The following is a 9,131-nucleotide window of genomic DNA, read 5'->3' on the forward strand; positions in this document are numbered from 1 at the left end:
ACGCTCCTGGAGCCAGCAGGCCGGCCTGCTGGCTCCAGGCGACGGGTGATCCTCCGCGGAAGGTTGCGGTGGGCTTGCTTCGCGGGCATACTCGGCTCGTCGGAGGAAGGCCCCCGGTCAGTCGCAACCCTCTCCAGCGGCGGTCGAACCCATGAGCATTCGCGGCAACTTCGGACGACGCGTCCTCGTCCTCTGTTTACTCACGCTCTCGATCTCCGCCGTCCGCGCAGGGGACGGCTCCTATGACGTCGTGATCGTCGGCGGCACGCCGGGCGGGATCATGGCGGGGGTGGCGGCGGCGAGGGCAGGGAAGTCGGCGGCGATCCTGGAGCGGGGGGCGCACATCGGCGGGCTGCCGGCGAACGGGCTGGGGGCCACCGACATCGGCACCCGGGGAGCCACCGGCGGCCTCTTCCTGGAGTTCGTCGGTCGGGTCAAGCGGCACTACGTCGAGACCTACAGGGCCGACTCGCCCCAGGCCCGCGACTGCTCCGACGGCTACCACTTCGAGCCCCGCGTCGCCGAGCAGGTGTTCGAATCGCTCCTGGCTGAGCGCAAGGATCGTCTCACCGTCCTGCGCCGGCGGCAGTTCGACGGTGAGCCCGAGAACGTCGACCTCCAGAACGGGCGGCTGGTCGCGATCCGCGTCCGCGACCGTGACTCGGGGGCCGTCGAGACCTATCGCGCCAAGGTCTTCATCGACGCGACCTATGAGGGAGACCTCGCCGGGGCGGCCGGCTGCGAGTTCCGCGCCGGTCGCGAGGGCCGCGAGGAGTTCGGCGAGGCGATGGCCGGCCGGATCTACAAGCCCTGGGGAGGCACCCCGGCCGCCGGCTCGACCGGCCAGGCCGACAACGCCATCCAGGCGTTTAACTACCGTCTCACCCTGACGAAGAACCCCGACGATCGCGCCGTCGTCGAGAAGCCGGCCAACTACAACCGCGACGAGTTCCTCTCGCTGGCCGACGACATCCGCGAGAACCGCACCACCGCGCCGGCCGACGGCAAGGGGCCGAAGCCGACGGCCCTGGCCTGGAATGCCATCGGCCGGGTGGTCAACCCGGTGGCCATCCCCAATGGCAAGGTCGACGCCAACAACCAGCACTGGAACTTTCTCTCGACCGACCTCCCCGAGGAGAACTGGCCCTGGCCGACTTCGGGTTGGGACTGGCGCGACCGCTTCGCCGCACGTTTGCGCGACTACACGCTGGGGCTGCTCTACTTCGCCCAGAACGACCCCTCGCTCCCCGAGGACTTCCGCGCCCGATGCCGCGAGTGGGCCCCGGCGAAGTCGGAGTTCGCCGACAACGGCAACTTCCCACGCCAGGTTTACGTCCGCGAGGGGAGGCGGATCGTCGGGGAGTACTGGTTCACCGCCAAGGACGCGATCCCGACGAAACCTAATGGCCGTCCGCCGATTCACGAGAACAGCATCACCGCCAGCCACTACGCGCTCGATTCGCACGCCGTCCGCAAGCGCGAGCCGGGCCGGGCCCACCTCGACGGCTTCTTCAGCTCCCCCAGCAAGCCGTACACGGTCCCTTACGGCGTGATCGTCCCGAAGACGGTCGACGGCCTGCTGACGCCGGTGCCGGTCTCCGGGACGCACGTCGGCTTCAGCACCCTCCGGATGGAGCCCTGCTGGATGGCCCTGGGCGAAGCCGCCGGCGAGGCCGCGGCGCTGGCCGTTGAGGCCGACGTCGCCCCGCGAAAGGTGCCGTACTCCGCGCTTCGCGATCGGCTGCTGAAAAATGGAGCCGTGCTCATGTACTTCCAGGACATGAAGCCCGGCGATCCGCATTTCGCGGCCGTCCAGGCGCTCGCCCTGCAAGGCTGGCTCGACGCCGACTCCTGGCTCGCCCGGCCCAACGAGAAGCCCTCAGCGGACGAGTTGAAGCGGTGGTGGGAGCTTTTCGGCGTCGGCGGAAACGTTCCCCTGGAGATCCGCGCCGCGACCCGGGCGGAGGCTCTGGACGAATTCCTGAAGGCCGTCACCACGCGATCGCCAGTCTCCCCGTCACGCCCTTGACCTGATAGCAACGGCCGAAGCGCTCGGGTCCCTTCTCGAAAGGGATCCGGTTCTTCATCCACGGGTATATGCCGTTGAGGTAGACGCGGATATTTTCCTCGCGGGCGTCGGCGTCGGGGTAGAAGATCACTGAGGCGTCGGCGAGGCCGTCGACTTCCAGGCGGCGGGTCACGCCGCGCTCGTTGGAGTGCAGCTCATTGAAGCCGACGCGGCCGCCGGCCGGCTGGTCGACGAAGACGCGGCATTCGCGATGCCATCCCCTGGGCATCTGGTAGGTCGAACGACCTTCGTTGAGGATCGTTTCGAGGCCGAGAAGGAGTGGTGCGCCCTGGGGAAACCTCAGGCGTTGCTCGACCGTCGTGTCGGGGGTGTAACCGGAGAGGAAATAACCGTTCTTGCTCCGGGCGACGCAGACGACCGGACTGCGCTGGGAGGGCCGCAGCTTCGCCTGGTCGAACGTGTAGCCGAATTCGCGCAGGGCCGCTCGCATCAGCATGCCGCCGTCGAGGTACTTGTCGGGATCGTCGGGCCTGAGGAGTCGGCCGCCGGTGTAGCGGTTGGAGTGCGTTCCGCGGGCGTAGACGATCTTGCCGCCTTTCCACTCGGGTTGAGCCGTAGCCACGATCAGATCGCGCCAGCGGCCGTCCCCTTTCAGCGAGGCCAGCATGCGCGTCGACTCGTCGCCGCGGCCCTTCGCGACCGATTCCACCCCGCCGCCGTTGACCAGAGCGTCGTGACGGATTCGGGTGGGGTAGTGCGCCTGCTTCAACTCGTCGCCGTGAAGGAGGTCGGTCTCGACGTCGAATTCGCCGTCGATTGGCTCAGCGACCGCCAGGCCGGCGGCTTCCAGGAATGCTGGACTCGCGTGGCGGAGCGGACCGTAGACCATCGCCTGGCCTCCACCCTGGACGTCTTGGAGGAGGTGGGTTTCGAACGCGGAACCCGGCTCGGGGACGGTCGTGACGAGCACGCAGCCGCGGAAGAGGTCCGACTTCTTGGCGATCGCGTCCAGAAAGCCGGTCGTGGAGACGACGGTGTTCAGCGGGAACCCGGCGTTGATCGCCTGGCGGATGGTCCAGTCGCCCGCGAAGACCTCGGGCAAGCGGCCGGGCGAATTCTGCGCGGCGTCGTGGTAAGCGTCCCAGGGGTAGACCCAGACGAACGGGCCGGGCGCGTCGGGGGCGTCGCGACGACCCTCGAGGATGCGAGGGATCACCTCGTTGGGGACGCGGTCGGGCATATTGCCGAAGGAATCGTCGACGGTCAGGATGTTGAGGTGCGAGGGGGGAACGACGCGGCCCTCGTGATCGACTCGCGTGCAGGCCGACGGCAGGTAGACGTCGTGGGGCTCGCGGCCGTAGCGGTCGATCCAGGGGCTGTTGATCCACCAGGGGTCGTGCGTGTAGAAGCGGAACAGGTAATCCTCGGCGGGCAACTCGGCCATCCGCGAGAGAAAGCCGGCCAACTCCAGCCCGAAGTCGCCGTCGAGCGCGGCCCAGGGCGAGTTGGGGGGCGGCAGGATGTTGTACCCGCCGGTGTAGATCGCCCGCAGGTCGACGCCGTCCTTAGCCAGGTCGATCCCCGTCGCCAGGTTCGTGCCCCGAGTCTCGATGCGGAGGCTTGGGCATTCGCGACGAAAACCCTCCCAGAACTCCTTGATGCGTGCGCGGGTCTCGGTGAGCTTATCCACGCGAAAACTCTTGCCGTCGAAGACGGCTCCGGTCGACGACCAGGGCTCCAGCCCGAACCCCAACCCGTTGGAGAACCAGAGGTAGTCGTATCCCATATCGGTCAAGAACCGTTGGGCCTGGCGGCCGAGGAACACGCCGAACGGCGTCCCCTCAGGAATTCCCTGGGGGAATCCGGCGTAAGACGAGGAATCCGCGTGCAACACGGCGTAGCAGCAGACGAAACTCTTCGCCCCCATCGTCGCCGACATGCAGATTTCAGGATGTTTTTTGTATTTGAAGTCGGAGCGGGCGAACTCGGGGCCGGGGTCGAACGTCGCCCCCACCCGTACGGGCTTGCCGGTCGCCCGGCGGCCCTCGTCCTTCAGGGCGGCGACGATGGACCGCAGGTCTCCCAGCGTGTACTCGGGCGGGTTCTCCATGTAGAGGAACGCCCGGTCGTGGATTGACAGCGGGGCGTCCGGATCCGAGCCCACGGCGCGACCGGAATTCGGATTGCCCAGGTATCGACCCCACTCCAATCGTTGGGAGGGCTCGCCGGTGTATTCCAGGATCTCCGAGCCGTCGGCCGTCCACATCATGATCGAGACCTGGTCGGCCCGGCGGAGCAGGGGTGCCCACTGGGTGAAGACTTGACGGCAGACGGCGCGGATGGCGTCCGGTTCGTTCTTTTTGAACGGCTTGAGGCTCATCTCCAGCGTGATGTTCTTGAAGCGCGGACCATCGGCCATGGCTTCGGCGCCCGGCCCCAGGCTGGAGTCCTGGGGGATCTGCCCGATGAACGACCCACACAAAACGACCGTCGTGGTCCAGAGCGTCATGGCGTCGATCCTCGATCGGGCCGGGGGTGAAGGCCGGCCGATTGCCGCCATTCTGCGCGTCTGGACCTGAGAAGTCGACCAACAGCCGGCACTCAGCGGGCCGGGATGGTGAAATCGTGCGCGTCCACGACTGATCCGTCGAGCCGCTTGATCTCGGCGGTGAGTTGGGGAGGGGATCTGCGGGCGGTCAGCAGCAGGTAGACCCCCCCCTTGTCGAGGTACTTCGAGCCGGGCTCCGGCTTGGAGTCGTCTTTGTTGCGCAGGGAGACGTTGTAATACGTTCCTCCCTGGATCTCGGAACGCTGAGCGAAGTAGCCGAAGCCGGTCACGGCCGTGGTGCCGAGGCCCATGAGCCGGCCCCACTCGCCGTCGGCCTGGCCCATCAGGCGGGAGTTCCGCTCGTTGTGCAGGGTGACGACGAACCGGCCGGAGGCGTTCTTCATCTGGCTTCGATACCAGGCGAGGATCTCCGAGTCGGCGTCGATCGGCCGGCAAGCCTGCCAGGTCGTCCCCATGTCGCCGATGTGATTGACGTCGAGTCCGATCAGACGGAGCTTGAAATCGTCGACGTCGAACCGCCACGTCCGGCCGTCGTCGGGGAGGGCGAAGAACGACCGGAAGGCGGACGCTTCCAGGTCGTACACAGGCTCCGCCGGCGGCTTGTCGCCACGGACGCGGTACTCCTTGTCGTGGTTGCCCAGGACGGGGAGGAAGGGCGTCGATCGGAAGAGGGCGGGGTAGGCGTCGATCAACTGTTCATAGGCGACGACGCGGGTCCTGGCAGCGTTCTTCTTCGCCGGATGAAGCCCTGGGATGTTGTCGCCGCCGGTCGTCAGCAGGTGGACGTCGTCCTTGATGAGCGCGGCGAGGTCCGGCTTCTGCTGCCAGTCGGCGACGACCGCCACGCGGAGGACCTCCGTCGGATAGCCCTTGAAGGTCGCCTCAGCCGATCTGTCCGCGCCCGTGGCGACGCTGTAGTGGTAGGCCGCGTCTCGCCGAGGAATCGGAATCTCGACGTGATGCAACGTCCGCGAGCCCTCGACGCGGACCTCGGCCATGTCGTCGGACGACGTCCCGTAACGAACCAGGGACGGCCCCGGCTCGGGCGACGTCCAGTTCACGACGATGTGCGATGGATCGTTGGAGCGGTGCGTCAGCCAGACGCGGGTGATCGCCTGGGACGGCGCTTCGGCCCACGCCGTCAAGGAGCCGAAGATCAGCGCCCCGGCGAGAAGCGGCGTTTTGTATGCGAGTTTGATCATGTCGTTCGCATGCCCTGATTTATAGGGTGCCTTGCCCACGCTTGTCGTGGGCATGCGAGGGGTGACGGCCGTGGCGTCCACCACGCCGGTCCATGGCCACGCAGGTAGGCGTTCCGCGATGGGCTCAGCGAGCGGCGGCGGCGGCTCTTGCGCGGGGAGGGGCGATGGTCTTCTCGGTTTCGAGGCCCTTGTCGCCCTGGTCCTTCATCCAGGCGTCGACCTTGCCGCGGAGTTCGGCGAGCCGATCGGCCTGCGCGGGGTCGGCGGCGAGGTTGTGAAGTTCGGAGGGGTCGGAGCGGAGGTCGTACAACTCCTCGGCGGGGCGGTGGTGGTAGCGGGCGACGGTCGCTGCGGCCTTGGGGTCGTTCTCGGCGGCTCGCTTCCACGAGTCCCAGAACGTCTTGCCGTCGATGGCCACGCCCTTGTCGATGTGGGTGTGGTGCTCCGCGTCGGGGTCGAGGTTGCGGAGGTACTTCCAGTCGCGGGTGCGGACGCCCCGGATCGGGTAGTTGTTCATGATCCCGTCGGCGCTATGGGTCAGGTAGACCTCGTCGCGAAGGCGGTCGGCCTTCCCCTCCAGGACGCCCAGGAACGACCTCCCGCTGAGAGACCCCGGAGGTGTGCCGCCCGCGGCTTCCACGCAGGTCGGGAGGAAGTCGATCCAGCTGACGATCGCGTCGGAGCGGCTCCCCGGCTTGATCTTCCCGGGCCAGGCGACGACGAGGGGCGTCCGCATGCCGGCGTCGTAGCAGTTCCACTTGCCGAACGGCAACTGGGCCCCGTGATCGGCCGAGAAGAGGAAGAGGGTGTCCGGCTTGAGGTGCTTCTTCATCGCGTCGTAGACCATGCCCAGGTCGCGGTCGGCGTTGGAGACGGCGGCGTCGTAGCGGGAGAGCGCGGCGCGGGTTTCGGGCGTCTCGATCTGGTTGGCTGGGACCTCGACGGCGTCGGGCGAGACGTTCGACTCCTTCGGCCAGGGGACGTGCGACCAATTTGTGCCGACGAGCAGGCAGAGGGGCTTGTCCGACTTCCGGGCCGCCAGCCAGTCGACGGCCGCCTGGATGCAGGTGTCCTCGTGATACTTGAAGTGGCTGACGTGGTCGAAGCCGTATTCGGTGACCTGGGCGTAGTGAGCCGTCTTGCCGATCGCCGCCGTCTCGTAGCCGAGTTCCTTGAAGTAGGCGGGCCAGCGCTTGATGTCGGCCTTCGGCCTGGCGTGGTTGATCATCGACCCGTTGCGCATCGGGTCCAGGCCGGTGAGCAGGGCGGCGCGGCTGGGGGCGCAGCTCGGCGAGGCGACGAAGGCGTAGGAGAAGGTCATGCCGTCGGCCGCGACCCGGTCCATGTTGGGCGTTGGCACGTCCTTGCCGCCGTAGATCGACGCCGATCTCCAGTCCATGTCGTCGATCAGAAAGACGACGACGTCAGGCCGGTCGGCGGCGGTCGCGCGACCGCCGGTCAGGCTCAGGATCGCGGCGGTCAGGAACAGGAGGGTGCGGGCGGGGCGTCTCATGGAGATGCGGACTCCTCGGGAGGGGACGGCGGCAGACTCCGGATTCCTTCAGTGTAGCGTTCTGAAGGTCCGCCGACACGGCCTCGGCAGGCCGTGAAGGCTCGGGAATCCGCGGGTCGCCGGAAAACTGGGGTTGAACGAGGGGAGTGTCCTGGTATAGTCACACACGAGACGATAGAGCCAGACCGCGCTTCCAGCTCTTTCGCATCATGGCGGCTCGGGCTGCGGCCCGGCGACAACAGGAGTGGACAACGCCTCAACTGGATGAGGGCGCCATGGATCGACGCATCCTCGTTGTGGAAGACAGCGAGCTTTACTGCCAGCAGCTCGAACAAATCCTGTCCGGTCCGGGTCGCGAAGTGACCATCGTTCACGACGCCACCGCGGCCCTTGAGCTGCTCGTCGAAAAGCCGTTTTCTCTGGTCGTCACCGACGTCATGCTTCCCGGCGTCGACGGCATCGACCTGATTCGTGAGATCCGAGCGCGCGACTTGCCGGTGACGGTCATCGTCATCGCCGGCGAGCCCAGCCTGGAGATGGCCGTCGAGTCCATCCGCCTCGGCGCGTACGATTTCGTGGTCAAGCCGATCGACCCCGAACTGTTCCAGCACCAGGTTGAGAAGGCGCTCAAGGATCGGACGCTGGTCGACGAGATCGCCGCGCTCAATACGCGGCTGCGGCGTCGGTTCGCCTATCACAATTTGCTGGGCCGTAGCCGGCGGATGGCCGACGTCTTCGCCAAGGTGGAGCGGGTGGGCTCATCCCCATGCACGGTGCTGATCACCGGCGAGACCGGGACGGGCAAGGAGTTGGTGGCTTCGGCGATCCACCACAGTGACGTTAAGCGTCGCGGCGGCCCGCTCCGGATCGTGAATTGCGCCGCACTGCCGGAACATTTGCTGGAAAGCGAGTTGTTCGGCCACGAGAAAGGGGCTTTCACCGGGGCCGACCGCCTCCAGATCGGTCGGTTCGAGGCCGCGGCTGGTGGGACGCTCTTTCTCGACGAGATCGGCGAGATGCCGATCGGCATGCAGGCCAAGCTCCTCCGTGTGCTCCAGGACGGCCGCTTCGAGCGCGTCGGCGGGTTGGAGCCGATCCAGGCCGATTGCCGTGTCCTGGCCGCGACGAACGTGAATCTCGCCGAGGCCGTGGCGCAGGGGAAGTTCCGCAGCGACCTCTTTTATCGACTCAACGTCGTCTCGATCGAGGTTCCGCCGCTCCGCGACCGGCGCGACGATGTGCCGCTGCTGGTCCACCACTTCCTCCACAAGATGGAAGAGCGCGGGCTGCCGACCAAGTCGATGTCGCGAGCCACGCTCTCGCAACTTCTCCGCTACGACTGGCCGGGGAACGTCCGCGAGTTGGAGCACGTCATCGAACTGATGGTCCTGACCACCCCCGGGGCGACCATCGAGCCCGACAACCTCCCGCCTGAGATCGTCCCTCGCGGCGACGAGCCGTTCAGCCTGGACTTCGACCACTTCCGTCCGCTCCAGGAACTCACCGACGACCTGACCCAGCGGATCGAAAAGGCGTATCTGGCCCGCGTGCTGGAGAAGTACCGCGGCCGGATCGACCAGTGCGCCGCACACTGCGGCCTCTCACGGCGCAGCATCTCCGAGAAGCTCCGCCGCTACCAGATCGACAAGGCCGACTTCAAACCCGCCAACCGCCGCACGCGCAAGGCCTCAACGAGCCGTTCTGCTTACGCCGCATCGTTCGACGTGGCGTAAGGCCGGCTCAGCGCGATCGGCCTGGAACCGAGTCGAAGCGGACGACTGGACGTTCCTGGAGCGCCAGCCGTTCGTAGGGGCACCC

Annotated in this window: 5 protein-coding genes; 2 read left to right on the forward strand and 3 right to left on the reverse strand. The window is 67.0% G+C overall.

The window, feature by feature from the left end; translation table 11 throughout:
* Positions 1-151: 151 nt before the first annotated feature.
* Positions 152-2,029: an FAD-dependent oxidoreductase gene (locus G5C50_RS30790; protein WP_165075591.1), complete on the forward strand. Its 1,878-nt coding sequence runs from the start codon at positions 152-154 to the stop codon at positions 2,027-2,029.
* Here G5C50_RS30790 and G5C50_RS30795 read toward each other — a convergent pair.
* The 3 genes from G5C50_RS30795 to G5C50_RS30805 all read right to left on the reverse strand — a co-directional run bounded on the left by G5C50_RS30795 (position 1,992) and on the right by G5C50_RS30805 (position 7,313).
* Complete coding sequence (locus tag G5C50_RS30795) at positions 1,992-4,538, reverse strand: hypothetical protein (RefSeq protein ID WP_206107930.1); 2,547 nt, start codon at positions 4,536-4,538, stop codon at positions 1,992-1,994. The two genes, G5C50_RS30790 and G5C50_RS30795, sit on opposite strands and share 38 nt — an antisense overlap.
* 92 nt (positions 4,539-4,630) lie before the next feature.
* Positions 4,631-5,800 carry a metallophosphoesterase family protein gene (locus G5C50_RS30800; RefSeq protein WP_165075597.1) on the reverse strand — a complete coding sequence of 390 codons (1,170 nt, stop codon included), beginning with the start codon at positions 5,798-5,800 and terminating at the stop codon, positions 4,631-4,633.
* Positions 5,801-5,924: 124 nt separating this feature from the next.
* Positions 5,925-7,313 (reverse strand): sulfatase family protein, encoded by a 1,389-nt coding sequence (locus G5C50_RS30805; protein WP_165075600.1) that lies wholly within the window; start codon positions 7,311-7,313, stop codon positions 5,925-5,927.
* A 275-nt stretch (positions 7,314-7,588) separates the two neighbouring features.
* Here G5C50_RS30805 and G5C50_RS30810 point away from each other — a divergent pair, with 275 nt between their 5' ends.
* Positions 7,589-9,046 (forward strand): sigma-54-dependent transcriptional regulator, encoded by a 1,458-nt coding sequence (locus G5C50_RS30810; RefSeq protein ID WP_165075603.1) that lies wholly within the window; start codon positions 7,589-7,591, stop codon positions 9,044-9,046.
* Positions 9,047-9,131 lie beyond the last annotated feature (85 nt).

This window comes from Paludisphaera rhizosphaerae, from assembly GCF_011065895.1.
Classification (GTDB): domain Bacteria; phylum Planctomycetota; class Planctomycetia; order Isosphaerales; family Isosphaeraceae; genus Paludisphaera; species Paludisphaera rhizosphaerae.

Bases quoted from the DNA above. Each gene is read 5' to 3' on its own strand.
- G5C50_RS30790 (WP_165075591.1), top strand. From the start codon at position 152: ATGAGCATTCGCGGCAACTTCGGACGACGCGTCCTCGTCCTCTGTTTA.
- G5C50_RS30795 (WP_206107930.1), bottom strand. From the start codon at position 4,538: ATGACGCTCTGGACCACGACGGTCGTTTTGTGTGGGTCGTTCATCGGG.
- G5C50_RS30800 (WP_165075597.1), bottom strand. From the start codon at position 5,800: ATGATCAAACTCGCATACAAAACGCCGCTTCTCGCCGGGGCGCTGATC.
- G5C50_RS30805 (WP_165075600.1), bottom strand. From the start codon at position 7,313: ATGAGACGCCCCGCCCGCACCCTCCTGTTCCTGACCGCCGCGATCCTG.
- G5C50_RS30810 (WP_165075603.1), top strand. From the start codon at position 7,589: ATGGATCGACGCATCCTCGTTGTGGAAGACAGCGAGCTTTACTGCCAG.